This is a genomic window from Nitrosopumilus sp. Nsub (genome assembly GCF_001541925.1).
In the GTDB taxonomy this organism is placed as follows: Archaea; Thermoproteota; Nitrososphaeria; order Nitrososphaerales; family Nitrosopumilaceae; genus Nitrosopumilus.
Window position 1 is genome coordinate 64,710 of record NZ_LQMW01000023.1, and the last position, 26,306, is coordinate 91,015.

Consider the following 26,306-nt stretch of genomic DNA (forward strand, 5'->3'; position numbering starts at 1 on the left):
TTTATTAATATCGAAATGAATCTTTTGTCCCGTCTGTATCTGGAATGGATTTAACCCATTTTTTATAATCTTCTTGCGATGAATTGAATTCATCTGTTTTTGCATCTCTAACTATGAAATCATTGGAATCTACAAAATTTTTACATTTTTCACATAACCATAATGTGATATTTGCAGGTTTTACTGACTTTGGTAATCTTCTTTCATTGCATTGTTTACAAAATAGAGGCATCAGTAGAAAATTTTTAGGTCAATAATTTGAATTTTACATTCTTTTCTTCTAGAGATTTTATCAAAGATTCTGCTTGATCCTTGCCTTGTGTTTCTAAATTAAGTGTAACAGATGCTGAACCTGCATTTACATCTGAACTTAATCTATCATGTACTACCTCTACAATGTTGGCATTTGCTAATGTGATGATATCTACAATTTCTTTAAAAGCCCCAGGTCTGTCTGGCAATAATACTGATAATTTTAACAATCGGCTCATTGCTGCCAATCCTTTATCCACGATTTGACCTAAAAGATACATGTCAACATTACCTCCTGCCAATACTGCTACCACTTTTTTTCCAGGTGATGGTTTTTTCGAAATTAGATGTGCAAGACCTACGGCACCAGCTGGCTCAACAACAAATTTCATTCTTTCCATAAGTAGAAACATTGCTTTTGTTATTTCATCATCATCAACTAATACAATCTCATCCATCAATTCTTTGATTATGTTAAAAGTTATTTCTCCAGGCATTTTAACAGATATACCATCAGCTATCGTTCTATCTCCCCCACATAATTTCCTTGTATTTTCTTTAACTGATTCATACATTGAAGGAAATGATTTAGATTGTACTCCAATTACTTTGACATTTGGATTCTTTTCTTTAATTGCAAGAACAATTCCTGCAGCAAGGCCCCCACCACCAATTGGTAGATAGATTTCTTCAACATCTGGCAAATCTTCTAATATTTCTAAACCGATAACCCCTTGCGCTGCTATTATTTGAGGATCGTCAAAAGCTTGTATTAGCATAGCCCCAGTTTGTTGAGAAAGTTCTTTTGCTTTGGAATATGATTCATCATAATTTACTCCTTCTAAAATTACATTTGCCCCGTATCCTCTAGTTGCAGCAACTTTAGCTGGCGATGCATTTTTTGGCATTACAATTGTACAAGAAATCTTCTCCAGAGATGATGCAAGTGCAACTCCTTGTGCATGGTTACCTGCAGATGCTGCAACAACCCCAAATTTTTTTTCTTCTTGAGATAGTGATTTAATTTTATAATATGCTCCTCGGATTTTAAATGAACCTGTTTTTTGTCTAAATTCTGCTTTTAGATATATTTCTGAATTTGTTAAATCACTAAATGTAGGTGAATGGATTAACGGTGTTTTTTTGATCTCATTACCTCTTAATGAATTTGCTTTTAGTATTTCATCATATGTTGGATTCATTGGAGATGTTGCTCAATTTTTGAGGTATTTGAGTTAATCGATATGATTCCATTTTGCTCTATTTTTTCATGCGTAATTTACATGAATTTCAGCCATATTACATGCCTGTGAATATTTTAGTAATGTTATGTAAATTTCATTTTAAATTAATTTGCTCTTGTAGTTGTTCTAATTTTTTTAAAATATTATCTTTAACACTGTTTGACATCTTTCTAGGATCAAATAATCCTTCACGATTGTTGTTTTTAATAAATTCGATATCTAGTGTGCATAAACACCCTTCTTCTCCTGCCACCAATCTAGTATCGTCAATTAATACTGAGCTTGTTTGATATGTTTCAATCAATAAAGAATCTAATTCTTTAATTAGTTCATTTTTTTTCTGTGTTAATTTTTTAAATTCTTCACTAGATTCTTTTTCTATTTCTGCATAAACTCTTTTACTAAATTCTTCATCTTCATAAAATATTTCAAATAATTTTTGATGATCGAAATCTTTGTATCCCATTTCTTTTAATTTATTTAAAACAAATTGATCACTGTTATTTGATAAATCTTCTTCTTGTTTTTTTATATAATCTAATATTTCTGCTAATTCTTTTTGACTATCAATTACTCTTTGAACCGGTTTGTAAAATAACAATACGTGAAATTGTAATGATAAATGACCTGATATCAAATAATTTCCTTCAGTAATTTCAAATTTAGTGAAAATTCTTCTCAAATCCTCATTATTTGTAATTGATACATTTTGTAACGACCATTCATCTAATTTTTGAATCATGTTTTCTAGATAATTTGTCACTTCATTAGGATCAAATGTTTTTTGTTCTGTAATAGTAGAATCGCCCATCATTACTTTAACATTTACAAGCTTAGTTTTTTCTAGTATTTTTGCTAGAAAATTTTGTTGGATTTCTTCATTTTTTTTATTCAATAATTGGATAAATTCATCGGGTGATCTTGAACCTAGTCTCACATTTTTGCTAAAAAAATACTATCCTTAAACCTTCATTTTGAAATAATTGAAAATATGCATTTTGGTAAATATCAATAATACTCAACAATATCTAAATACATTAAATATTATTTTTAGTCATGGGCGAATCAAAAATTCTATGTCACCATTGTCATTTAATAATAATTGAATATTATGATGAACAGTATAGAGGCAATAGAGGTAAATGTGACAATTGTAAAATTGATTTTCCATTGGAATAATTGAATAAAATGACTGAAAATATTGATAAAAAAAATGACACTAGTGTAGTAGATATGCTTCTAAGTAGAACTGCGGATACAACTGTTGATTCAGATACTATGATTTTAGAAACCCAAAAACGTGTTTGGGGAGCTTTGAAAAAAGGTTATGAATATTCAGGAGTCCATGATGAATCTGAAGATTTTCTTCGAAAAAATGTATTTTCAAAATTAGATATGATTGTATTGTATGTGGATTTAGTCGGTTCTACAAAAATGGCTTTGGAAATGCCTTCTGAAAAAATTGCCACTATAATGAGCTCTTTTGCTCAAGAAATGGCTTCAGTCATTCGACAATATCATGGATATGTGTTAAAATTTGTTGGGGATGCAGTTATTGGATACTTTGTTGCAGAATCAAATTCCTTACTGACTGCAGATAATGCAGTAAATTGTGCAAAATCTATGAATACTATTATCCAAAAAGGAATTAATCCAATTCTTGATCAATATGATTATCCTGATTTAATGATAAAAATTGGACTTGATTTTGGACAAAATATCGTAGTCAGATATGGTGCTGATGAACAAAATTCTCACGTGGATCTAATGGGACCTGCAATGAACATAGCTGCCAAAATCCAATCCATGGCAAAACCTCATCAAATTTTAATTGGTGATGATGTTTACAAAAGACTACACCCAAAGTCTCAAAAAGATTTTCAACAAAAAATTTGGGAAAGTACCGAATGGAATTATCGTTCTAGACATACAGGGGAAATTTATCAAGTTTTTGAATATCGAGAATAATTGATTTTTAAAATTTCCCTTAAACTGTAAATTTATCAGGACACTCAACGTGTTCATAATGATGTTCTGTGAACTCATTTTGAACTACATACATTACAATTTTGTGTAATTCTTCTTGTTTGATGTCTTTTTTACATCTTAAACAGACTTTTTTTTCTTGTGTCATGATCATGATCGTTTGATTGTGGGAATCTATAAGGATCTGCGATCAGCTGAATTTGAGTAAAAACGACTGAAATTAAACTAGTGGGTATATCAAATGCCCAAAGTAAGCCACAAATATAGCAAATTAAGACAAAACTTATGGATAATATGGTAATGAGACACCTCCAGGACCTTTATGGCCTAAATCCCAACATTCCTCACATGGCATTTCAGTTTCCTAGATTGCCGCCAGGATTGAATCATCCATTATCACCAATGCATCAAAATCAAATGAAATCACAATTATCTCAACACGATGAAACTCTTAATCAAAAGCTTCAAGGGTTTCAAAAATTGTATCAACAATATGCTTCTGGTTTAATTTCTCCAGAATCTCCTGTTATTCCACCTGGACATCCATTGTTTAGTGGTAGAAATTCAATTCAAACATTAAAAACTGAAAATGAGAAATTAATTAAAGAGAATTTAGAATTAAAGAAAAAATTAGATAATAGACCTAAAGACAAACATAATCCTTAGAAAATTAATTATAAAATTGACAAGCCTTATTAGATTCTGAGTTTGTTTTTTTAGTATGGTTAAAACCCCTTCAGATAAGTGGAAAAAAAATATTTTAAAATATAAAAAACAATGTCAAACAATTCTTGGAATTTCTACAAACATTCGTTATGCTGGAGTCATTAATAATTATGGTCGAACATTAGTGGGCGTAATTAAACCTAGTCTTAAACCATTGTTAAAATCTGAAGATGTTAAACAAGAATTTTTTATAACATCTACATTTCTGTCTTTAAGAAAAAACAATAATTCTTTTGGTAAATTAGATCACATATTGTTGAAACATTCAAAAGTCAATATACTGATTTTACAAAAAAACAATGTTTCTTTTTACATCTCAATTAATTCAAAAGAAAAAAACTTGGAGAAGATTATCTCTTTGATTAAACAGACAATCTAAGCTGGGGTAAATCCAACATATCCGCTGGTTTGTTGATCTTTGTCTATAAAATTGGGTTCAAACAACGATATCATGTATTGGTCTGGATCCAATATTACTGCATTTTTGCCCACGTCTTTTTCAACAATATCTCGATGAACTGTAACACCTTTTGTTTTTAGTTCTTCTAAGGCAGATTTCAAATCACCTACTAGAAATCCAATACTTATTCCGTTATCTATGGACCCCCCTACATGTTCTGTAGTTGATGATGCAGGATGTAAACTCAACAAAGCTCCCGATGTACCTAAATCTACCCATGTTTTTCTTTGGTCTTTTATTGGAAGACCTATTATTTCATTGTAGAATTGTATTGACTTGTCTAAATCTTGAACTGCCAATATTACATTTCCAACTTTTTTGATATTCACAAAGAATATGGGCGAAAGTTGCTTAAATCAATTACCATTTTAATTTTATTTTTTTAAATTATTTTAAAATCAGAATTGTTGTAAATCAAAAATTATCAATGTTTTAGTCACTGTCACAAATTGTAGCGTAATGGAGGGGGTTTCTCTTTTTATTGAACTTCAACTAATGTTTCAGTTCTTTCAACACCACTAATTTTTTGAATTTGATTTGCAACTTCTTTTATTTCTATTAATTCTTGAACATCAATTATTGCAACTGCATCAAATTGTCCACTAGTTGGAAATGAATTTGTAACTTTTGAAAGTTTTCTTAATTTTACTGCAATCAATTTCTTTGGAGATTTAACTAAAATTATTGCTTTTACCAGCCTAAATCGACCTCCACTTCAATCAGAGTTTCTGTGGTTACAATATCTTTAATTTTTTTAAAATCTATTACCATTTGATTAATTTGATCAATTTTTCCTTGTAAAATTACACTGATATCTGCTCTTCCAGTAACTACCATTACTTGTTTTACAACTTTACGTTTTTTCTTTAAAATTTCAACTACGGAATCCACTTTTCCAGGCTTAACTGTAATCAAACATAATGCATACACAAATTCTATACGTGAATCAATTTGATAAATATTGCTAGTCTGTTGCTTCCTGTGATCTTGCTTCTTCAAGATATGCTCTTCTTTCTTCGTTAATTTTTTCTTGATCTATGACTAAATCATCATCCACAATAACTATTCCACTGTCTCCACTTGATTCATTGTTGATTTTTTTACTTTTTGATTTCTTACTTGTGCTCTTTTTTGCTTTAGTGGTCTTTGCTTTAGTGGTCTTTGCTTTAGTGGTCTTTGCTTTAGTGGTCTTTGCTTTAGTGGTTTTTTTTGCAGTCTTCTTTACTGCTGTTTTTTTTACAACTTTTTTTTCCGTCATTATTATCAAAAATCATGTGATTGAGTAGTTTTTAAGGATTTTGTAGTTTTTCTTCTTTTTTATGTCAATCTTCTTCAGTTTCTATCTCAATGGAGTCATTTGTGATCTCTGTAATCTCATCTAATACGATCTTTTTCACTTCATCGGGAGTTCCAATTTGATTTGAAACCATATAATTCAATTCATCTAAAATTGCATATTGAACACGTGCTCGCAATATTTCAATAATTTCAGTTTCAACTGTTGGATGAAATTCACTTATCCATTCATTCAATTCCTCTTCTTTTATCATACAAGTAAAATTTTTTTGTTAAATTTATTTTCTATGTTTTTGGCTTTTTTCTATGTTTTTGAAGACTCAAAATATTGAAAAAGTAGTATGTAATAGTCAATACTTTACTTTTGAATTACTTTATTTTTGTTTTATTTCATCTTATCGTGTTGGGAGGTGAATAAGATAGCAAAATTAGCAGATTATCAAGTAGTTAGCAATTCAGCATCACTGGCAAAAATAGATGGTCAATCTTTTACAATTACTCAAATTGAAGATTCTCATTATACACAAGGTGATGAAATTACTAAAGGCGTTAAATTAACCATGAAAGAATTTTTTTCAATTGATGGCAATCAAATGAATAAATTTCATACTACTCGTGTTGCTATTGTCAAGAAATTCTCTAATCAGAAACTTCGTGACGATATTAATTCAGGTAAAGAAACTCTTCATGTAAAATGCATTATGGAAAAATCAGCCTCTGGTAAAAATTTCTACAATTTAGTAGATGCATAAAAAATATTTTTAAGAAAATAATTTTTTATTTTTTATTTTCTTTTTATTTCGATAGGTGATCAAGTGATATGTTATGATATTTTTTAGATTCTCTTCAATTGATAAATCCTGTTCGATACAAATACTAAGAAAATCAAAATAATCTTTGTCCTTTAATTTAATTTCAATTTTTCTCAATGTAACACTTGAATTTTTATTTCTGTATCTTCATCTGCAATCATTTTGCCATGATTTTCACATACTCTCATGATTTCTTTTGCAAATGGAGTTTTAGATTTATGGTAATGAGAGTATAGTACTCTAAAATAAGATTCTGCATTACATCCTAAAATATTACAAATCATAAGATCATAAATTACTTTCAATTGAGCCTAAAAGAGAGGGTTATTCTATCATAATTGGAAATTTGATTAAAAAACCTGTTTTGACACAAAAATGATCAAATTCACAACATGCCAAATCTCTGAAAATTGAATCTACAAATTATCAACACTGATCGCCAAGAAAATTGATCAATATCATAATGATGTCATTGGATAATCATAGCATATGACATGTAAAGATGGGTTTGTTCACGATTTCACTTGGTTTGAGATATTATCTAAAACCATGTGTATTCATTGTGGAACTGAAAAGCAATGACAGATTTTGATTCATTCAGACAAGCATACAAGTTATGCCAAATGGGAAAATGGTCTGCAGCATTGAAGGTATATGAGAAAATATTGAAAAAAGACCCAACTAATGCATATCTTTGGTATACTATTGGAGACCTACATGAAATACTTGAAAACTACAAGGTAGCTGCAATGTGTTTTGATAAAGCAAAGTCGCTAGGATACGGCATAAGTGTGGAACATATTATGAATCAAAAAATTTGATTATTTTTTTACCTGCAGTAAATTGTGGATGAAATGCAGTATATGATTTATGATCACATTGTGTAGTTCCATCTTTAGAACAGATAAGATATGAACCTTCAACATGAATTCTAAATATTTCATCTTTTGATTAATGAATAATTGCAAATCCGTTTCCATCTAAATATTTTTCAAATTTGTAATCAGGGTAATTTTTTTAGATATTTCATCTTATCAAGTGCAGCACCCGTACAATCCATTAGTCAAATATTAAATATCTGCTCAATATCAAATTTTTCATAAAGTTTTTGATATTTTTCAACTCTCTTATGATTTACTAAAAGATTTGTAGAAGATCTATCTTTTGGTATGATGATCAGATATGCACATCTATTAAAAAATAGGGCAATTAGATAATCCTCATACTATTAAGAAACCATTAGGATCAATGAAATCTAAACATATCGACGATTCCTGCTGAAAGTACGAATTTGACATAACAATCGACTGTTGAAAAAATATAATTTTAATTTTCAAAACTACTGTAACGATCCATATCTGAAAACATTTTTTCTCGATAATCTTGACTTGATTTTTCACTGTCACCTTTCATTTTACTGTCAAGATCTTTCCTAATTGTTTTCTCGGTAAATTTTGTCAGTTCCTCATTGGTAGGATTTTCTGTTTTGACAAACTCTATGACTTGTTTCAAGTCATGAATCATCTGTATGCAATATTGTTGATTTTCAAATTCCTCTTCTACTTCTTTTTTGAGTTGCTCATCTTTCCACCCTGTAGCAACTAATTCTTTTACTTTGAATGCAATCATCTGTGGACTGTCATCTAGCATTTCGTAGTAACTTACTAACTCATCTTGCAATCTATCTAAATTATTTTCAAGATTCATAATTTTAGAAAATACCGGAATTACATAAAATTGTCTACAACCAGAATACAAAAAGGCTATTTTCAGAAATAATCTTGTAGGCACGAAATTACGATCAAATTTGGTCAGGCTCTTTGCAATAGTAAAAGTGCCGAGGGCATGATTTGAACAAGCGACAGCCCGGTCTTCAGCCGAGTGCTCTTCCAGGCTGAGCTACCTCGGCACTAAAAAAAATACTTTAGATGAGGCATTAAAGTTTGTCTTTTTATGGTTTCCAAATAATATCTTCAACATCGTTTCGTTTATTGATTAAACGACCCATTACAAACATCAGATCTGATAGTCGATTAAGATATTTGATACAATTAGAATTAATTTCATCCTTGTCGCTTAATTGAACTACCAGAGTCTCTGCTCTACGAATAATGGTTCGTACTTGATGAATTTGAGCAGCTGCAATACTTCCTCCAGGTAAAATAAAATTTGTGATAGGAGGCAATTCTAATTCAAATATATCTATGGTTTTTTCTAAATTTTCAACCATTTCTAATGAAATTCTATTCTTCAATTCATTGAGATTTTGATTTGATAAATCTGAACCTAGCAAAAATAATTCATTTTGAATCTTACTCAAAACTTTGCTTATATCGTCATCTAGTACATTGCTTAAAACAACTCCAATAGCAGCATTAACTTCATCTACTGTTCCATATGCAATAATACGTGGATGTGATTTTGCAATTCTAAAATCTCCTTGTAAACCAGTATTTCCATCATCACCAGTTTTTGTATAGATTTTCATAATTTTTTAATTCCTTCTTACCTATTATACGATTCGAAAAATCAAACATGAAAACTCATTAGGAGAAAATTAAATGTAATACCATGGAGATTTTGAACTTTTTAAAATATTCCTTGAATTTGAAAAATGTACAAAGACAAGGTTGGATTGATAAATTATCTATTCAAAACCCTGAATCTGTGGCTGATCATAGTTATTCCATGGCAATGATGGCCATGATAATATCGGATTTAGAAAATTATGATACTGAAAAAATTCTTAAAATGACCTTGCTGCATGATTTGGCAGAATCAAAAATTGGCGATATTACACCTGAACAAATGACTTGTGAAAATAAGAAAAAAATTGAAAATGAAGCATTTGAAAAAATAATTTGTCAATTACCGAACGTGCTAAAATCACAATATGTAGAAATTTGGAAAGAGTATCAAAATAATAATTCTAAAGAATCTCAACTTGTTCATCAAGTAGATAGATTAGAAATGGCGCTTCAAGCAAAGATGTATGAAAAAAACGGTAAATCTCTTGGAGATATTGAACCGTTTTTAGAATCTGCCAAATCCAACATTACTGATGAAAAATTAAAACAATTATTGAATCGAATTTTGCAAGATTAATCTAAATAAAAAAAATTTTTTATTTTAGAAAAATCGATAGGGGTTGATTAAAGAATGTTAGAAATTATTAATTTATTAACACTCAAAATTTACCTTGATTAGTTGAATCTATTTAAAAAAAAATCTAAAGAAATTACGGATACAGAGTGTAAAATATGTCATATGAAATTCTCTGATCCTGAAAGAACAATGAGACATATGGTAAAAGCACATTCAAAACCACAGAAAAATAATAGAAGTATAGGCAGTGCAAAATATCGTTAATTTTTTTAATTTACGATTTATCTAGTAAAATAACACAAAAGATACCCTCCAAAAGGAGTTAATTTTGATGAATTTGATGAAACTAGAAGAATTTTTTACGAAGATTATTGAAGAAGAATAAATGTCTGAAACTGAAAAAGATGAATTAATTGATGCCCAAAAACAAGTAATTGGAATATTATTTGAAGTGATTAAACGATTACAAACAAACAACAATCTAGATGAAGAATATTTTCAAATAATCACAGATTCGACAAAAAATGAAAAAAGAATTAAAGAAATTCTAGATGAAAGAAATGAAAATTCCAAAATTGTAGGCAGGTTATTGGAGCAATTAGAAATTTAATCAGATTCAGAATAACCAATTGTTTTCATACCAAAACAAGGTTTGTTTCCTTTACTCCAGCATTTACAAGAACATGAAACAGCTTTTCCCGTTTCTAAATCTTTTACAACTTTATGAAAAACCCCTTCTCTAACTTTTGATTCAATTGAGATTGTTTCATACCTATCTGAATCATTATTGTAATTTTCCAGTTTTATCAATTAGGTATCCCATGATTTAGTATTTGTTCTTTTGAATTTACTCTTGTCCCGTTTGGAATGTTTTGCTTTGTAATTTAGTAAAACTATGCCTAAAATCAATCCAATACCACTAATTATCAAAAGTGGAAATATCATATATTCAGGCAAAACATCCAGACCCAGTGTAATAATCCCAATAACTATTGAAGCAATAATTGATGACAATCCTATTTGCCTATTATTCAATAAATCTATAATTTTTGTGTGAACTTAAGCATATTGGCAAATATGCTATTTTAAATGGAAATACATCTATCAATCCAGATAAAAAATTGATTAATTCAAGAATTTTAATTAAAATCTAATTTCCACAACTACAATCATCATCAGAAATTATTCTCAGATGAGCTGTTTGTTGATGTTTATCTTGTACATAACTTGAAAGATTGGTAATTCTCACACGTGGTTCTTTAGTATTCCAACTCCCTTCATTTTCAAACCAGAATTCAATTTCATCCACATCGTATCTTTCTCCATTTTTTACTAATTCCTTGAAAATTTTCTTAATTTCTACAACTTCAACTTCGGTTAATTTTGATTTATCTTGAACAAAAGTAGTAATTTCATTGAGTTTGATGATAACAGGATTTGTTAGTGGCATCAAAGATATGAGGCATGGTTTCTATAACTATCTTTTGTGATGTTTTTATAACAATCAAATATTTTGATGGATATGCAGTATTTTCAAGCGCTAAAACTTGGACAAAAGAGAGTAGCAGAAGCTCGAGAGTATCTTAATACATTAACTGATGGAAAAGCAATGCCTGCATTGGCCTTAGCTGATTCAAAATCCAATATCTGGAAACCCGTAGGTGAAGAAAATCTGTATGCATTTGTTGATGAATCTGCAGGTTTTATCTTAACTGATAACAGTGGTTATATTTTGGCCTTAGTTGATAGTACCGGATCTTCAAAGACAATAGTTCAAGGAGTTACAAAATTACAAAAAGAAAATTTGGAAAAAGCATTTGTAAAAGACAATATTCCAAAATTTGAAGGAAAAGTCATACTACCTGTGTAAATTTTATAATTTAGACATGGATTTTAGAGCTGAAAGTCAATTCTAATATAATTATACAAAGAAAACCTTTAGTTATCATGATGAATTAGTATCAAAATGAGTAAATTTTCCCAAGAGATTGAGGTTAGTGGACATTTAATAGATTCATCCATTCTTACTAAGATTTTTGATAAGATTATGGATTTGAAAGGAGAGTTTAACGTTGATGAAATCAATATTGGTGTAAAGAAAAAAGATCACTCTTATGCAAAATTAACAATTACAGGTAAAAATCAAATACATTTGGATGAGATTCTAAAAACAGTTTATCGTGAAGGTGCAGTATCCAAAGTCCAAAAAGAAATTCAATTAAAAAAAGCACCAAAAAATTATGTCATGCCAGACAACTTTTACAGTACCACTAACAATCATACCCAAGTCTATCTTAAAGGAAAATGGATTTCAGTTGAAAACATGATGATGGACAAATGTATTGTTGTAAAAGGCAACAAGGCATTTTGTGTTCCTTTTAGAGATGTAAAAAAAGATGATCAAATTATTGTGGGAGAAGCAGGAATTAAAATAAATCCTCCAGAACGCCCAAGAGAAGGAGTTAACGTCTTTGAATTTATGGGTAGTGCCAGTTCTAGTGAAAGACCAACACAACACATTGCAAAACAAGTAGCTGATGATATCTACAATACAAAAAAGAAAGGCGGTAAAATTGTAATTGTTGGCGGTCCTGCAATTGTACATACAGGTGCTGATGATTCAGTTTCAGAATTAATCAGATCAGGGTATATTGACGGAGTTTTGGCAGGTAATGCATTAGCTGTTCATGATATTGAATATGCAACCCTTGGAACTTCATTGGGAATGAATGTAAAGGATGCCACATTGGCATTTCATGGTCACAGAAATCACATGGATACCATTAATGCAGTTTTCAAAGCAGGTTCAATTGCCAATATGGTAAAAACTAAAAAATTGACAAAAGGAATAATGTATGAATGTGTTAAAAATAAAGTTCCATTTGTTTTAGCAGGTTCAATTAGAGATGATGGGCCATTACCTGATGTAATTACTGATGTTGCAGAAGCTCAAAAACAATACAAAAAAGTTCTCAAAGGAGCAGATATGGTAATTATGATTTCTACAATGTTACACTCAATTGCAACTGGAAACATGTTACCCGCAAATGTCAAGGTAATTGTTGTAGATATCAGTCAACCAACAGTTACCAAATTAATGGATAGAGGTACATGGCAAGCACTTGGAATTGTCTCTGATGTGGGTGCATTTTTGCCAATGGTTGCCCAACAAATCAAAAAAAGATCAAAATAATTAATTTGGAATTTTTAGATTATTTTTTAATAACATCAATTCATCTACTGCATCTCTTTTGAGGACCCCGAAGAATTTTTCAAGCATCATTAGTCCTGCAACAATTTTTGGCGCATTGTTTTGAACAAATTCAGTTCTTTCTGAATGAGTTTTGGGGGTTTGTTGTTGATATGCATCAAAAACTTTAGCGCCATCATAATCAACATATGCAATTCTTGCACTAAAGTCAGTTCTTTCCAAAACTAAACTATCTCCACCCACTATTGCAGTGTGATATGGATGAACAATTAACGCTTCAGATAATTTTTGTGATGTAGTGATTTTTGCTTTTTGTAATTCTGGGGCATATGCATTAAAATCAGCTAAAAGATAAAACGTTGCTTCAGGTTTTGTAGCTTTAATTCCATCAATAGCAGTTAACGTATTGTAAGTATATTCACCCATAATTTTATGAATATTTCTTGTAACTTTGAAATATTCATCCATTTCATGACTTATTTCAAAACCTGCAACTGCAGCATGTTGGATTGGTGTAGATACTGCAGTATATTCAGTTGCAAGAATTTTTTTGAATTGAGCTTTAAGATCAACTGCATGTTGAGGAAATATTACATATCCTAATCGATATCCTCCTGCAGCATGAGATTTTGATAAACCATTTGTAACAAAAGTTCCTTCGGGATAGATTTTTCCCATACTGACAAATTTTGAAAAATCATATGTAGTTTGAGCATAGATTTCATCAGAAATTACTGTAATGTTTAATTCTCTACAAACATCTGCAATCTCTTCTAATTCAGATTTGTTGTAAAGCATTCCAGTTGGATTATGAGGGTTGTTTAAAATTAGAATTTTTTGTCTATCTTGTAATCTTAATGCTAAACGTTTAAGATCATTTGGGGCAATTTTTCCATTTGCTCTAGATGATAGCATATGAAAATTTTTTTTCAAAAATCTAATTTGAGGTAAATACCCTAGCCATGCAGGAGTAGGTAAAATTACAGTGCCATGTAAAATCTCTAAAAGATTGAAAATCAGTTCTTTTGTGCCAGGACCCACATAGATACGCTCAGGTGCTACATCTATTCCAAAATAATGCTTATTGTATTTTGAAATTGCATTTCGTAACTGTGGTATGCCTGGAACTGCTGCATATTCTCCTTTGTTTACATTTTGGATTAATGCTTCTTGAATTAATCTAGGCACAGGAAATGGAGATTGACCAAAAGCAAATCCATAAAATCCAAATCTACATTCAGGATGAGTGCAGTCTGAATGAAATTCTTGTAAAAATGTATTTAATTTTAAATTCTCAGGCATCTCAATATCCTCAACTTGTTGATCAACTATGAATCTCAATATTTCAAATTATGAAATTTTAATTATTATTCCAAAGTTAAAAAGAAGATATCAAAGGGGTTGATTTTCTAAACCCATATTTGATCTTTTACTAAGCATATTTTTCAATAATAATGCATTCATACATGAAATTATACATTGTTTTTACAAATGATAACTAGGACGTTTTAGTGTGTCACTTCCTTTCCATACCAATTCTTTTTTTTCTACAAATGCTAGTTGTTTTTGTATGCCTATTGAATCAATTTTCTTTTGAATATAGGAAATTTTTTCACTATCTATTGATGAAATCATCGCTATAATATAGCAATTAAAAGATATAAGATTTTTTAATTCTTATCAATTTTTTGAATTTCATTTAATATATTTGGATTTTCTAATGATGATAAATCTCCCAAAGGTTTTCCCAAAATCTTTGATTTCAATAGTCTGCGCATTATTTTTCCAGTTCGTGTTTTTGGTAAATCCGTTAATTGAATTACTAGTCGTGGTTTTGCAATTTTACCAATCTTTTTAGATATGTGTTCAATTATTTCATTTTCTAAATCTTCATCTCCTTTATTTTCAGGAACAAAAAATACCGCAATTGCCTCCCCTGTAATGTCATCAGGTATTGCAATGGATGCTGCATCAGATATTTTTTTATGAGAAATTACTGTGTGTTCAATTTCTGCAGTACTCATCCTATGGCCTGAGACGTTGATCACATCATCAGTTCTACCTTGCATATACCACAAGTTATCCTCATCTTTTAGTACATAATCGCCATGGAACCAGATGTTTTCAAATTTTGACCAGTATGTCTCAATGTATCTTTGATCATCATTTAACAGACCTCTAGTCATACCAGGCCACGGAGATTTGATAACCAAATACCCGTTTTGCCCTCTAACTGAATCCCCATCATCATTAACAATATCCAGATCCATTCCAGGAACTGGAATTCCAACTGTTGATGGTTTTAATTTCATTCCAGGAAATACAGACAACATTGCACCACCAATTTCAGTACCTCCCGATAAATTCATGATTGGGATTTTTTTATTTCCAACATTTTCAAATAACCACCACCACGAGTCCTCATCTAATGGTTCTCCAGTTGTAGGAATATTTTGTAAGGAATCTAAAGAATATTTGTTGAGATGATTTGAATTAATTTTTTTGAATAATCTTACAGCAGTTGGAGAGATTCCAAATATTGTTGCCTGATATTTTGACAGTATTTCCCAAACCCTATTAGAATTTGGAAAATCTAAAGCACCATCATAAATAATTGCACTAGACCCCACCAATAATAGTCCATATACGTTCCAAACTAGACCTGTTATCCAGCCAATATCTGCAGGCCAAAAAAGTCTATCCTCTTTACCCATATTCACCAAATATGATGCCTGATGACCCGCAAAAACAGAAAAACCGCCATGAGTGTGAACAACTCCTTTTGGTTTTCCAGTAGTTCCTGACGTATACAATATGAATAATGGATCTTCAGAATTCATTATTTCAGTATTACAAGTATCATTTTGATTTAAAATCAAATCACCGTAAAATTCAATTTTATCGGATTTTTCAAATTTATCAATGCCTTTGTAAGAAACAACAATAATTTTTTCAATGTCTGTATCCATTACTGCATTATCTACGATAGTTTTTTGGGATACGTCCTTGCCTTTCCTATGAAACCCATCGGAAGTTAGTAATATTTTTGCATGACAATCTCGTAATCTTGTTTTTAATGATTCTGAACTATATCCGGAAAATACAATAGTCTGTACAGCTCCAATTTTTGCTGCAGCAAGTATTGATATGATTGCTTCTTCAATCATTGGCAAGTATATTGCAACTACATCTCCCTTTTTGACCCCTAAAGATTTGAAAGCATTTGCAAGTTTTGATACCTTTTTGTTTAATTCAACATATGATAATTTTGTTTCAAGACCATCTTCTGAAATAAAATTATATGCAATTTTGTCAGGAGTTTGGTTTGTAAATTTTTCTACAGATGATTTATAGAGATTTGTCTTTCCGTCAACAAACCATTTTGCCCAAGGGATGCCATTTGAAACATCCAGTGTTTTTGTGTATGGTGTATCCCAAATAATTCCAATATCTTTTTCTACAGATTCCCAAAACCATTCCAAGTTATTTTTTGATTTTTCAGATAATTCTTCTAATGATGAAATGTTATGTTTTTTCATAAATTGGTAAATGTTTGAGTTTTGATATTGTTCTGGTTGTGGAATAAATTCAAAATTTGACAAGTTTCAATTTTTTCAGTGTTCTGGAGAGTAAAAAGATTTTTTTGGTTTTAGGAGATATCTATGCCTAATCGTCGAGCACAGGCAATAGCTGCTTTACCATCATCTTCTGTAATTCCACATTCCAATAATTTTTCAGTATATTTTGTGCCTAAATTTCGAGTATTTTCATGATAATATTCCCTTAAAATCATCCCTACTTGTTCATCTAATCGCTTTCTTGTAGCATCATTCATTCCTGCTTGTAAAATAGTCGCATCAGATGTTGCTAAAATTTTGATGAACTCTATGTCTTCAAGGGAGAAATTTATCATATGCCAATTTGTTTTTTCAACAAATTTAATGTTAGTGTAGGATCAGCTTTTCCTTTTGTAGCCTGCATAACTTTTCCTACTAGAAAGTTGATTGTTTGAGGGTTAGATTTTGCTTGTTCAACTGCTTGGGATTCATCAGAGATAATTTTATCAATAATTGTCAGCAGTTCTGATTCATCTGAAACATTACCCAAGTCTAATTCAGATATTATTTGTGAAACACTTTTTCCTGTTTTTAATATTTCATGTAATGCATTTTTTGAAGAGTTTCTTGACACCTTACCCGTTTGAATTGCGTCAGATAAATCTTTCAAATGGGTTGCAGAAAGTTTTGATGCTTCTCGTTTTTCTCGAGTATCTTCTAGACCCATTAATTCTGTGGTAATTATATTTGCAACTTCTTTTGCATTTGATTCTGTATGTGCTTCTTCAAACAAATCAGAATAAAATTTATCTGAAGATAAAACATCTGCAACTTGTTCTGGTATTTGATATTTAGAAACATATCTTTCTTTTTTAGAACTAATACTTTCAGGCATTTTTGATTTTAATTCAGTTCTTATTTCTGGATTAATTTTGACCCAAGGAATATCTCCTTCAAGAAAATAACGATAATCCAAATCTTCTTCTTTAGAACGTGATGATACAGTTATTTTTCTCCTATCATCCCAGTGACGTGTTTCTTGAACTATTGGGATATCTCTATCATGTAGACTTTCTTGTCGAGTAATCTCAAAATGTGCTGCCTTTTCTAAATCATGAAAAGAACCAATATTTTTAATTTCAACTTTATTTCCTCCACGAGTAGAGACGTTTGCATCTGCTCTCATTGCTCCCTCTAAACTAGGGTCTGCAACACCTAGGTTTTTGAGCAAATCTGACAATATGTTAAGAAAATCACGTACTTCTTTTGGGGTTTCAAAGTCGGGTTCAGTAACAATTTCAACTAATGGTGTGCCTGCACGATTGTAATCAACCAAGGTAATTTGATTTTTTGAAGAACTGCCCTCATAGATTAATCTCCCAGGATCTTCTTCTAATTGAATACGAGTGATTCTGATTTTTTTATCTCCAACAGAGATAGTACCAGAACCCCCAACACTGGTATCGCCATAAATGTTCAATTGAGTAATTTGAAAATTTTTAGGCAAATCAGGATAAAAATAATTTTTTCTAAAAAATGCAATTTTTTCAGGAGTTGAACAATTCAAAGCCATTGCAATCATTGTTGCTTTTTTTACTGCTTCTTGATTTAATCGGGGCAAACTACCAGGCATTCCTGCACAAACTGGACAGATGTTTTCATTTGGTTCAAACTCTCTATAATTTGCCTTACATGAACAAAATAGCTTACTTTCAAGATTGGTTAATTGACAGTGAATCTCCAAACCAATTTTGGTCATATTGGTACCTCCGGTAAAGTCACAGTTTGCTCTAATGCATATGCAGCTTTTAACAATAATTTGTCATTCATTGAATTTGCCAATAACTGAATTCCAATTGGCAATCCATTGACAATCTTAAACGGAATTGAAATTGCAGGTTTTCCTGTAAGATTTGCAGTAGCTGTATTGATGTCAATTAAAAATAGAGATACTGGATCATTAATTTTTCCTCCAATTTTAAATGGCTGAATTGGAACTGTTGGTGCAATCAAAAGATCAAATTTCTTAAATACCTCATTGATTTCTTTAGTTAATTTACTTTTAACTTTCATAGATTTAAGGAAGTATTTTCCTGTATGACCTGCAGATGGAACAAAACCTCCAATGATCATTCTTCGTGTTACTTCAGGTCCAAGATTTTTTCTTGCTTTTGAAATGTAAGAATTAAACTCATAACCTTCTACTGGAAAATCATATCCGTATCGTAAATTGTCATATCTTGCCAAATTACTTCCAGCTTCTGTTGCAGTGATTGTATAATATGCAGCAACAGAATATTTTACCATGTCCAATGACACTTCTTCACATACTGCACCTAATCCCTCAAGTTTTGAAATAGCTTCTTTTGTTGCTGTAAGTACCTCAGGATCAATTCCATCTCCTATCATGTCAGTAATTATTCCAATTTTTTTACCTTCAATTCCAGATTCAATTCCTTCCAAATAGTCTTCATTTTTGTTATCAATGGTGGTATTGTCATTTGGATCAATTCCTGCTATGAGATTTAAGATAAATGCAGTATCTTTTACAGTTCTAGTCAGAGGGCCTATCTGTTCAATACTATTTGCATATGAAATCAAACCATATCTGCTGACTAGTCCATAAGTTGGTTTGTAACCAACAGTTGAACAAAAACTGGCAGGATTTCTTACAGAACCCCCAGTATCAGAACCAAGTGATGCCACACATTCAAAGGCACTGACTGAAACTGCACTTCCTCCAGATGATCCTCCCGGAACATATTCAGTATTCCACGGATTTTTACTTGGACCAAACGCACTAAATTCAGTACTCAACCCCATAGCAAACTCATCCATGTTTACTTTACCGATTAAAATTGCATCTTGTTTTTTTAATTTTGAGATGACTGTTGCATCATAAGGCGCAACAAAATTTTCAAGCATTTTTGACGCACATGTTGTTTTACTATTTTTGATGCACACATTGTCTTTAATTGAAATAGGCATTCCATAACATGCACCTACACTTTCTCCTGACTTGATTTTCTTGTCAATGCTGCGTGCTTGATCAACTGCATCATTATTTACAGATAAAAACGCATGAAGTTTATCATCAACTTGATCAATTCTTTCAATTGTTTTTGCAGTAAATTCCTCAACAGTGATATTGCCACTTTTTACTTCTTCAACAAATTCAAGGGCAGAGATTTTTAGATTCATATCACATCTTTGGTGCTCTTACATAGGTTCCCTTGTAATGATTCATCTTTTCAATCAATTTTTCATCAAATGGAATGTATTCATCATTTCTTAATTGTTCAATTGGAATTTCTGGCATTGAAATTTCTTCGGATTCAACACCTGCAGAATCTAAGATATCAAAATAACTTATCATTGTTTGAACTTTTTCCAAATATTCACTATGGTCCTCAACATCAATTTTCATTAATTTTGAAACATGTTCTATTTCTTCTATTGCTACCATATTCGTTAACCTATGTGATTCTTCTATTCATCTTCCTATATTTACTACACATTTTTTCAAAAATTGGTAAATTTTACCTATGGATCGTTATTTGGACAGGTTTTCCATAGTCTTAGACATTGTAATTAGTTGGGGTTCTAGTTTCTTTGGACTTGCAACATAAAAGTCAGCATAAAAATGTCCATCATCTTCATATTTTTGCGTGTCAATACCTTTGCGGTCTAACAGAGAAAGGGTTTGATGTTGCTCACCATCATCTGAGAATTGTCTTTGAGGGATTGGTTCAATATCACTACTAATCAAAGAATAATCATAGGAGTCAAAAGTTTTTTTGATTTCTTCCATATCAAACATTCTCAAAACAGAAAATGCAAAGATAGGGGTAATGTTTTGGGATTCAGAAATAGGCGAATACGCCTTTTGATTTTTAATTACTTCAAAAAGATTTGAAAATGCCTTGTATCCGATATACCCAATACACCCAGTAGCAATTATTAGATCTACCTCAGGTAATTCTTGTGCGAGTCTAGAATTATCGGTTTCAAGATTTATGCATATTCCTTTTTCACACAAGCCCGAATTTTCTGAGAATACAAGAGCTGGGTTTGAGATATCTATTTGATAAAAGTTCAGATGATCGTTTTGTGATTGTTTCTCAAAGAATTGTTTTGTTTGTGTAATGGATGGTTCGTCTTTTGTTAAAAAGAAATCATCAAGATCTGACATTACTAAATCATGTTTCATTAATGCAGAATTAATTCCATAAGAACTTCCAATATCTAAAACATTGATTGGTCTTTGCAGTTTTTCATAAAGTTGTTCTGCAAGAGATAGGTACAGTGGTTTTGTATGATCTGCAATTCTATATTGTAAAATTTGCATTTCTTTCAAATATGAATATGGGGTTTTTTGTGTGTAGATGTTTGTAAAATCTTTTTTCACTTTTAATTCATCCATGTTGGAAAAAGGTTATCACGTCACCCATTATAAAACTTTGATCAATAATTTGTGTATGATAACAGTACATAACATTATAAACAAACTTTGTAAGAGTAAAATAATTGATTCAGTACAGGTGAAGACGAGTACAAATGTGCCGCTCTCTGTTACTAATCATTTTATTTTAATAAATTATAATTAAATATTATTTTGAATTATTTTTTAAAATTAATCGCAATGATAAAAAATATTTTAATAAAACGATCCATTTCAAGATTTTTTTCACATTGTGTTGTGAGGATGGATGTCAAATAATGTACATAAAAAAAAATTTAATCCAAGTTAAATAATTCAGAGATGATTGTTAAAAATTGAATCAAACTTTATCCGTCTTTTCAATAACATAACTAACGTAAAACAAAACAATACGGACAAGATTATCGAGTTGTCTATTCCATGGCTAGAGCCACAAGGTAGAGCGATAATTCCAAAAGATGCGTTAGTTTGAATTATCGCAGTCCAGCATTACCCATGGCAATATTTTAACTTGAAAAATTCTCATAAATAAAAAAATGAATAAAAAAATTGATCTTAACATCAATTTTCGTTAGTACAAAAGTTATGCCCAGATTACATGAATTCCGGTTCGGTTCAAATCCCCCTTCTTTTCATTTCCTTTGTAATCTTGGCTTGGTTTATCTCATAAATTTTTGTTAAAATTAAAAAAGTATGAAAAACTTGATTAGTAGATCAAAAATTATCTAAAAAACTATGCTTCCATGTCTGTGCCCAATGCATCAGCTATAATGTTTGCCCAATTGAAAGCAGCAACTACAGAGGTTATTTCTACAATTTGTTTATCATCATACCCTAATTCATGTAAAATTTTATGATCATTTGAGGTTGTTTTATTTGCAGAGTTGTTTATTTTTAGTGCATAATTTAATGCAGCTTTTTCCTTTTCTGGAAAATTTTCAAAATTATTTTTTAGTTCATTGATTTTATCATCATCAAATCCCATTAATTGTAACAACATTGAATGTGCTTGTGTGCAATAATTACAAGAATTTGCATTTGATACTACCACTGCAATGGATTCTTTCAAAGTTCTTGGAATGCATGATTCGCGCAATAAAATAATTTTAACACCTTCCCAAAACCATTTTGCAATTTGTGGATCAATTGATGTAGTTTTTAATATATTTGGAATTTTACCAATTTGTAATTCTTCATCAATTTCTCTATACAATGATGAAACATCAGGATTTGATTCGTCTCCTTCTTTTACAAATGGCATAAATGGATTAAATACAATTCAAATAAAAATTTAGTTTAAAACAAATTTCAACATGATAAAGTATGCTGCAAATCCAGATAAAAACAAAATTCCACAGATGCTTAGAATTTTCAATAGCATTGAGGGCTGATCTGATTTTTCCAAATATTTTCCAGTAACTAATCTATAATTGAAAATGGCAATTACAGGAGCTATTACAAAGGACAGAATAGTGGCAAAATCAACTAACTCTTTGAGATTGTCTCCAAATTGCAATACTGTAACTAGTGAACCTGAGGCTAAAACAACAAGAAAAACAGAATATAGTTTTCTTGAACTTTTTGATTGATTTGTGTCATTTTTGCCAAATAGCAATTCAACTATTCTATTAAGAGCCCTAGAATATCCGTCAAACACTGCAAGAATTGTTCCAAACATCACAGTAAATGCAGATGCAGAAATTATGATATAGCTCCAATTACCCATCACACTGCTATACATTGTAATTATTGAATGGGCAAATTGTGAATTGTTATTTGGAAGTTCTTCTCCAGAACCATAAAAGATGAAAGTGCCCAAAGTTACAAACATTATTGCCATAATACCTGTAAGAAGATAAGAAATTCTAAATTCTAGCAAAGTAACTTTTAACTTTGGTCGGTAGTTTGATTGCTTTATTTTCTCTAGTGTCCATAAACTGTTCCAACTGGATAGATCAATTGCAGTAGGCATCCATCCCATTAACGCAAGTAAAAAGAAAATTCCAGTTGTAGTCCATAATTCTTTTGGAATAAAATTCTCCACTTGTTCTACTGGCCCATTAATTACTGTAAGTGTAAATGCAAGTACTGTGGAAATTACCAAGACTGTTACAATAATTTTTATCAAATTATCTAACAGGTGAAATTTCCCTATCCCTAAAATCAATACACATGAGATAAACAACAGTATGATTGACCATTCTCCTAGAAATTCTAAATTAAATAAATTCTCAAAAAATCCCGCAGCCACAAATCCTACAGCACCTGTAACAAAGAACATTGAACAAACTGTAATGATCAGATACAATACTAGAATCGGGGTTCCTAATTTTTTGTAACCGTCTATAATGCTTGTCTGAGTTGAATTTGCATATCTAGACCCGTACTCAAAAAAAGGATATTTTAACACACTAACCAGTATTACAAACCCAATTATCATCAATCCAAAATCAGCGCCGGCTCTAGTAGATTGAATTAAGTGAGATACCCCTATTGCGGTACTAGCAAATAGCAATCCAGGACCACTAATTTTAATTATTTTAGATATATTTTCATTCATTTTAATAAATTCAAAAAATCTTTGATAGTATTAAAATTAAAACACTATTTTGAATATTCATCATCATGGTTTTTTGATGGTTTTTTGCAAATCCTAAAACTATAGAATTGATGTTAGTTAACTCCCCGTGTAATTCGCCTATGCTTAAAGAAATCTCTGTTCTATCAGGGCCCTCATACGTAAATTCAAAATTATTGTTTATCCGCCAAGAGTCATTTTTTAATACATTTCTTAAATCCACATTGAAAAATGTTCTAAGACCTGCTTTATGAAATACAGTAACACTATCATTTTTGTAATCACCTAATTGATCAATCATTTCATTGTATCTTAGGTTTGATTTAGTTATTCCAAGTTTTTCAAAATTTAAAGAGAATTGTAAACATGATTTGCATATCTCAAAGTATGATAGTGTTGCTTGAACAAATATTGTAATTAAATCAAACAGTACAGATTTATCAAAATCTTTAAACTTATTTCCATTAGACATATGTTGTTTTAATTGTGATATTTTATTTTCAATTGATTGTTTTTGTAATTCTATTCTGTCCAGTATTTTTGTGAATTAATTAATTAGAGACTAATAATAGGAAGATCTCTCTCTATCAAATTTTTCTCGGTATTCTATCAATAATTCATCGTACGAACTCATACAAATCTAAGATATCCAAGAGGATGATAAATTACTTAGTTCTAAGAAATAATATTTCAGATTTCAGGAGTAAATTTTTAGAATCTTTTTCTAATTGCAATGATTCCAAATGCTGGCAGTCCGATGTACATTCCCAAGTTTAATGCAATTACAGATAATCCAAGTCCCAAGACTTCTGACTCAGTTTCAGCGCTTTCCATGATTGACAAAGTGCTAATCATTGGAGTTAGGCCAGCTTTTACAATTTCTTTGAACACTGGACTTTGTCGTTCCATGTCTGCAATGTATGGTGAGAATGAATAGTATGCTTCGTTAAATGTGCTCATAAATGCTGAACCTGATTGGGTATTCATTAATTGGTTGTCACGAATCTCTCTGAGCATTTGAACTTGTGGTGCTAGTTCTGAGCCATAAGTTGCTGTTGCAATTAAGCATCCACCACCTTCTTCAGATGATTCTTGAGATGTTGCTGTTGGAGTTAGTTCTGACTCTGCTTCTGCAGTTGGTACTGATGTTACTGCATCTTGTGCAGTTTCAAGGTCTGCAATTAAGAATAAGATTTGAGTATTTACTTCATTGGATGATGCACCTGATTTTATCATGTTTCTAAGTTCTTCTCTCATGTCATCTTCAATAGTTTTCATTAGAGCAGGATTAGTTTCTGCTAATGGGCCTTCTAGGAATTCATAGTTATCTAGATATGCCTCACTAACTAATTCAAATGCCAAGTCAGACTGACCAATAGAATATGCTGCTTGTGCGTTGAGTAACAATCTGTTAATTGTATCAAAGTAACCAGTAAGGTTAGAACCTGCTTCACCAGTATGTGCTTGCATTGACTTTACAACGGTAGTTGCATCATCTGCTGCATTGAGTACTTTGGATATGGATTCTTTGTCATCCACATCGCTAACAATTTGGGTTAAGATTGATTGTAATTCTGCAAGTTCACTTGATGAGATTGCGTTTAAGACTTCTGCGTTTTCTTCAGAGATTTCTAGTGCTCCTCCTGCAAATGCTACAGTCTCAGCATATTCCATATCATTGATGATATTTCCTGAACCATCAATTGCATCCACATATTCTACTTGGACTAAGTGTAATCTGTCAGCGATTCCTGCTAGTGCAAGTGCCTCAGGAGTTGCGTCAATTCCGTTGTGTTCCATGACGATTTTCTCTACTTCTTTCTTGGTCTCTTTCATTTGAGATGTCAAGTCTGCAACAGATACTCCGTCGTTTGCAGAGTCAGAAATGTCCATGGCTTTCTCCATCAAACCATATAGTTGGTCTGCTTTTGCTGGACCAATAGATTCAGTTAGGTATGGGTCTAGTGTTCTGTAATAGTAAAGTCCTTCATATGCGTATTTCTTTGCAGAGTATGTGTCATCTTCATCATATTTGATGAGTGCTTCTTCTAATTCTTCAACTGTTTTAAGTTCGAAAATATCTAGCATATTTTCTCTGATTACATCAGAGTATGTTGCTAATTTGGAATTATCACTGTTAATTGCTGTAAATAATGCTAATGTTGCGGGGTCTTTGTCAGCGACTTTGAATTTTGTTTGTACAATCGAAGACCATTGCAAATACTCATTTGCGTCATTATTAGAAATTGCATCTTCCATCATCACCATACCAAGGGTGTAAATTGATTTCTCTTGGCATTGAATCCATAGTTTTGCTTGTTTGTTATCGCCTGCTTTGTATGCATCTTCTGCTGCATCATAACATTCCAGGATTACATTGTGTGTTGCTGGATCATGCTCTTGTGCTGCAGATGCAAATACATTGTTGTAAATGGATTTGGCATCACCAAGTAGATTTAGTGACTCATCAGTGGTTTCTGCTTTGTATGCATTTCCAAGTGTTTTCTTAATTGAAGACCACTCATCACCATATGTTGCATCTGCTTGAGCAGCCATAGGAAGTAACAAAAATGCTGCCATAACCGGTGCAAGTAATAGTAGTTTATTCAACAAAATTCTACGCCTAACTTGGATATAT

The 26,306-nt window shown here is 31.1% G+C and carries 37 protein-coding genes and 1 tRNA gene; 10 read left to right on the forward strand and 28 right to left on the reverse strand.

All coding sequences use genetic code 11. The annotated features are described in order from the left end of the window. Positions 1-4: 4 nt before the first annotated feature. From AW732_RS07245 to AW732_RS07255, 3 genes are all read right to left on the reverse strand, one after another. Positions 5-232 carry a hypothetical protein gene (locus tag AW732_RS07245; protein ID WP_067960675.1) on the reverse strand — a complete coding sequence of 76 codons (228 nt, stop codon included), beginning with the start codon at positions 230-232 and terminating at the stop codon, positions 5-7. Between the two features lie 13 nt (positions 233-245). Then, positions 246-1,454, reverse strand: coding sequence for a threonine ammonia-lyase (gene ilvA / locus AW732_RS07250; RefSeq protein WP_067960678.1), 1,209 nt, complete (start codon positions 1,452-1,454; stop codon positions 246-248). 136 nt (positions 1,455-1,590) lie between these two features. Next, positions 1,591-2,391: a hypothetical protein gene (locus AW732_RS07255; protein ID WP_253805594.1), complete on the reverse strand. Its 801-nt coding sequence runs from the start codon at positions 2,389-2,391 to the stop codon at positions 1,591-1,593. Positions 2,392-2,684: 293 nt separating this feature from the next. On the opposite strand from AW732_RS07255, the gene AW732_RS07260 reads away from it, so the two are divergent. Continuing rightward, the gene (locus AW732_RS07260) at positions 2,685-3,464 is read left to right on the forward strand and encodes an adenylate/guanylate cyclase domain-containing protein (RefSeq protein ID WP_067960682.1); all 780 of its coding nucleotides are present in this window, start codon (positions 2,685-2,687) and stop codon (positions 3,462-3,464) included. 19 nt (positions 3,465-3,483) lie between these two features. Here the strand turns inward: AW732_RS07260 and AW732_RS08810 are convergent, their stop codons facing one another. After that, positions 3,484-3,630 carry a hypothetical protein gene (locus tag AW732_RS08810; protein ID WP_172790424.1) on the reverse strand — a complete coding sequence of 49 codons (147 nt, stop codon included), beginning with the start codon at positions 3,628-3,630 and terminating at the stop codon, positions 3,484-3,486. Positions 3,631-3,830: 200 nt separating this feature from the next. Here AW732_RS08810 and AW732_RS07265 point away from each other — a divergent pair, with 200 nt between their 5' ends. Next, positions 3,831-4,148, forward strand: coding sequence for a hypothetical protein (locus AW732_RS07265; RefSeq protein WP_253805595.1), 318 nt, complete (start codon positions 3,831-3,833; stop codon positions 4,146-4,148). Positions 4,149-4,203: 55 nt separating this feature from the next. Continuing rightward, positions 4,204-4,587: a hypothetical protein gene (locus AW732_RS07270; RefSeq protein WP_067960688.1), complete on the forward strand. Its 384-nt coding sequence runs from the start codon at positions 4,204-4,206 to the stop codon at positions 4,585-4,587. On the opposite strand, the gene AW732_RS07275 is transcribed toward AW732_RS07270, so the two are convergent. The 5 genes from AW732_RS07275 to AW732_RS07295 all read right to left on the reverse strand — a co-directional run bounded on the left by AW732_RS07275 (position 4,584) and on the right by AW732_RS07295 (position 6,218). Beyond that, positions 4,584-4,967: a VOC family protein gene (locus AW732_RS07275; protein ID WP_253805596.1), complete on the reverse strand. Its 384-nt coding sequence runs from the start codon at positions 4,965-4,967 to the stop codon at positions 4,584-4,586. The two genes, AW732_RS07270 and AW732_RS07275, sit on opposite strands and share 4 nt — an antisense overlap. Before the next feature lie 179 nt (positions 4,968-5,146). Next, positions 5,147-5,326, reverse strand: coding sequence for an Lrp/AsnC ligand binding domain-containing protein (locus AW732_RS07280; RefSeq protein ID WP_253805597.1), 180 nt, complete (start codon positions 5,324-5,326; stop codon positions 5,147-5,149). 32 nt (positions 5,327-5,358) lie between these two features. Next, positions 5,359-5,583 carry a hypothetical protein gene (locus AW732_RS07285; protein WP_253805598.1) on the reverse strand — a complete coding sequence of 75 codons (225 nt, stop codon included), beginning with the start codon at positions 5,581-5,583 and terminating at the stop codon, positions 5,359-5,361. Positions 5,584-5,632: 49 nt separating this feature from the next. Beyond that, a complete protein-coding gene (locus tag AW732_RS07290) occupies positions 5,633-5,926 on the reverse strand; it encodes a hypothetical protein (RefSeq protein ID WP_067960699.1) in 294 nt (97 codons plus the stop codon). 64 nt (positions 5,927-5,990) lie between these two features. Further along, positions 5,991-6,218, reverse strand: a complete 228-nt coding sequence (locus tag AW732_RS07295) for a hypothetical protein (RefSeq protein ID WP_067960701.1) — start codon at positions 6,216-6,218, stop codon at positions 5,991-5,993. A 156-nt stretch (positions 6,219-6,374) separates the two neighbouring features. On the opposite strand from AW732_RS07295, the gene AW732_RS07300 reads away from it, so the two are divergent. Beyond that, a complete protein-coding gene (locus AW732_RS07300) occupies positions 6,375-6,716 on the forward strand; it encodes a hypothetical protein (RefSeq protein WP_253805599.1) in 342 nt (113 codons plus the stop codon). Positions 6,717-6,889: 173 nt separating this feature from the next. On the opposite strand, the gene AW732_RS07305 is transcribed toward AW732_RS07300, so the two are convergent. Then, positions 6,890-7,081 carry a hypothetical protein gene (locus tag AW732_RS07305; protein ID WP_067960704.1) on the reverse strand — a complete coding sequence of 64 codons (192 nt, stop codon included), beginning with the start codon at positions 7,079-7,081 and terminating at the stop codon, positions 6,890-6,892. A 273-nt stretch (positions 7,082-7,354) separates the two neighbouring features. Here AW732_RS07305 and AW732_RS07310 point away from each other — a divergent pair, with 273 nt between their 5' ends. Then, entirely contained in the window at positions 7,355-7,597 is a 243-nt protein-coding gene (locus tag AW732_RS07310) for a tetratricopeptide repeat protein (RefSeq protein ID WP_067960707.1), read from the forward strand. 505 nt (positions 7,598-8,102) lie between these two features. On the opposite strand, the gene AW732_RS07315 is transcribed toward AW732_RS07310, so the two are convergent. From AW732_RS07315 to AW732_RS07325, 3 genes are all read right to left on the reverse strand, one after another. Next, the gene (locus AW732_RS07315; RefSeq protein WP_156416086.1) at positions 8,103-8,483 is read right to left on the reverse strand and encodes a hypothetical protein; all 381 of its coding nucleotides are present in this window, start codon (positions 8,481-8,483) and stop codon (positions 8,103-8,105) included. A 128-nt stretch (positions 8,484-8,611) separates the two neighbouring features. Beyond that, positions 8,612-8,685, reverse strand: a tRNA-Phe gene (locus AW732_RS07320). A gap of 42 nt (positions 8,686-8,727) precedes the next feature. Beyond that, positions 8,728-9,264, reverse strand: a complete 537-nt coding sequence (locus tag AW732_RS07325) for a cob(I)yrinic acid a,c-diamide adenosyltransferase (RefSeq protein ID WP_067960713.1) — start codon at positions 9,262-9,264, stop codon at positions 8,728-8,730. A gap of 83 nt (positions 9,265-9,347) precedes the next feature. Here AW732_RS07325 and AW732_RS07330 point away from each other — a divergent pair, with 83 nt between their 5' ends. The 3 genes from AW732_RS07330 (at position 9,348) to AW732_RS07335 (ending at position 10,491) form a co-directional block, all read left to right on the forward strand. Then, positions 9,348-9,881 (forward strand): HD domain-containing protein, encoded by a 534-nt coding sequence (locus AW732_RS07330; RefSeq protein WP_067960714.1) that lies wholly within the window; start codon positions 9,348-9,350, stop codon positions 9,879-9,881. A 102-nt stretch (positions 9,882-9,983) separates the two neighbouring features. Then, the gene (locus AW732_RS08815) at positions 9,984-10,145 is read left to right on the forward strand and encodes a hypothetical protein (protein ID WP_172790425.1); all 162 of its coding nucleotides are present in this window, start codon (positions 9,984-9,986) and stop codon (positions 10,143-10,145) included. 121 nt (positions 10,146-10,266) lie between these two features. After that, entirely contained in the window at positions 10,267-10,491 is a 225-nt protein-coding gene (locus tag AW732_RS07335; RefSeq protein ID WP_067960717.1) for a hydrolase, read from the forward strand. On the opposite strand, the gene AW732_RS07340 is transcribed toward AW732_RS07335, so the two are convergent. From AW732_RS07340 to AW732_RS07350, 3 genes are all read right to left on the reverse strand, one after another. Further along, positions 10,488-10,691: a hypothetical protein gene (locus tag AW732_RS07340; RefSeq protein WP_067960720.1), complete on the reverse strand. Its 204-nt coding sequence runs from the start codon at positions 10,689-10,691 to the stop codon at positions 10,488-10,490. The two genes, AW732_RS07335 and AW732_RS07340, sit on opposite strands and share 4 nt — an antisense overlap. Continuing rightward, the gene (locus AW732_RS07345) at positions 10,692-10,916 is read right to left on the reverse strand and encodes a hypothetical protein (RefSeq protein WP_156416087.1); all 225 of its coding nucleotides are present in this window, start codon (positions 10,914-10,916) and stop codon (positions 10,692-10,694) included. Between the two features lie 115 nt (positions 10,917-11,031). Continuing rightward, complete coding sequence (locus AW732_RS07350; RefSeq protein ID WP_067960725.1) at positions 11,032-11,331, reverse strand: hypothetical protein; 300 nt, start codon at positions 11,329-11,331, stop codon at positions 11,032-11,034. Positions 11,332-11,403: 72 nt separating this feature from the next. Between AW732_RS07350 and AW732_RS07355 the strand changes: the two genes are divergently transcribed. Next, positions 11,404-11,751: a hypothetical protein gene (locus AW732_RS07355; protein ID WP_067960789.1), complete on the forward strand. Its 348-nt coding sequence runs from the start codon at positions 11,404-11,406 to the stop codon at positions 11,749-11,751. 96 nt (positions 11,752-11,847) lie between these two features. Beyond that, positions 11,848-13,074 carry a TIGR00300 family protein gene (locus AW732_RS07360; protein WP_067960726.1) on the forward strand — a complete coding sequence of 409 codons (1,227 nt, stop codon included), beginning with the start codon at positions 11,848-11,850 and terminating at the stop codon, positions 13,072-13,074. Here AW732_RS07360 and AW732_RS07365 read toward each other — a convergent pair whose 3' ends face one another. From AW732_RS07365 to AW732_RS08950, 12 genes are all read right to left on the reverse strand, one after another. Next, a complete protein-coding gene (locus tag AW732_RS07365; protein ID WP_067960728.1) occupies positions 13,075-14,433 on the reverse strand; it encodes a pyridoxal phosphate-dependent aminotransferase in 1,359 nt (452 codons plus the stop codon). Positions 14,434-14,577: 144 nt separating this feature from the next. Further along, entirely contained in the window at positions 14,578-14,727 is a 150-nt protein-coding gene (locus AW732_RS08590; RefSeq protein WP_156416088.1) for a hypothetical protein, read from the reverse strand. A 35-nt stretch (positions 14,728-14,762) separates the two neighbouring features. Continuing rightward, positions 14,763-16,694, reverse strand: coding sequence for an AMP-binding protein (locus tag AW732_RS07370; RefSeq protein WP_067960730.1), 1,932 nt, complete (start codon positions 16,692-16,694; stop codon positions 14,763-14,765). A gap of 47 nt (positions 16,695-16,741) precedes the next feature. Then, positions 16,742-17,005: a hypothetical protein gene (locus AW732_RS07375; RefSeq protein ID WP_067960731.1), complete on the reverse strand. Its 264-nt coding sequence runs from the start codon at positions 17,003-17,005 to the stop codon at positions 16,742-16,744. Further along, entirely contained in the window at positions 17,002-18,408 is a 1,407-nt protein-coding gene (gene gatB, locus AW732_RS07380; protein ID WP_067960733.1) for an Asp-tRNA(Asn)/Glu-tRNA(Gln) amidotransferase subunit GatB, read from the reverse strand. Before gatB ends, AW732_RS07375 begins: the two co-directional genes overlap by 4 nt. Then, a complete protein-coding gene (gatA, locus tag AW732_RS07385) occupies positions 18,405-19,850 on the reverse strand; it encodes an Asp-tRNA(Asn)/Glu-tRNA(Gln) amidotransferase subunit GatA (protein WP_067960735.1) in 1,446 nt (481 codons plus the stop codon). The genes gatB and gatA overlap by 4 nt, the downstream gene beginning before the upstream one ends. A 1-nt stretch (position 19,851) precedes the next feature. Beyond that, complete coding sequence (locus AW732_RS07390) at positions 19,852-20,115, reverse strand: hypothetical protein (protein WP_067960737.1); 264 nt, start codon at positions 20,113-20,115, stop codon at positions 19,852-19,854. 87 nt (positions 20,116-20,202) lie between these two features. Continuing rightward, on the reverse strand, positions 20,203-21,072 hold the full coding sequence (locus AW732_RS07395; RefSeq protein ID WP_067960739.1) for a hypothetical protein: 870 nt from the start codon (positions 21,070-21,072) through the stop codon (positions 20,203-20,205). 751 nt (positions 21,073-21,823) lie between these two features. Further along, positions 21,824-22,351, reverse strand: a complete 528-nt coding sequence (locus AW732_RS07400; RefSeq protein ID WP_067960741.1) for a peroxidase-related enzyme — start codon at positions 22,349-22,351, stop codon at positions 21,824-21,826. Between the two features lie 30 nt (positions 22,352-22,381). After that, positions 22,382-23,650, reverse strand: a complete 1,269-nt coding sequence (locus tag AW732_RS07405; RefSeq protein ID WP_067960743.1) for a divalent metal cation transporter — start codon at positions 23,648-23,650, stop codon at positions 22,382-22,384. Between the two features lie 10 nt (positions 23,651-23,660). Then, entirely contained in the window at positions 23,661-24,140 is a 480-nt protein-coding gene (locus tag AW732_RS07410; RefSeq protein WP_067960744.1) for a hypothetical protein, read from the reverse strand. Positions 24,141-24,379: 239 nt separating this feature from the next. Further along, positions 24,380-26,278, reverse strand: coding sequence for a CFI-box-CTERM domain-containing protein (locus AW732_RS08950; RefSeq protein WP_253805600.1), 1,899 nt, complete (start codon positions 26,276-26,278; stop codon positions 24,380-24,382). Positions 26,279-26,306 lie beyond the last annotated feature (28 nt).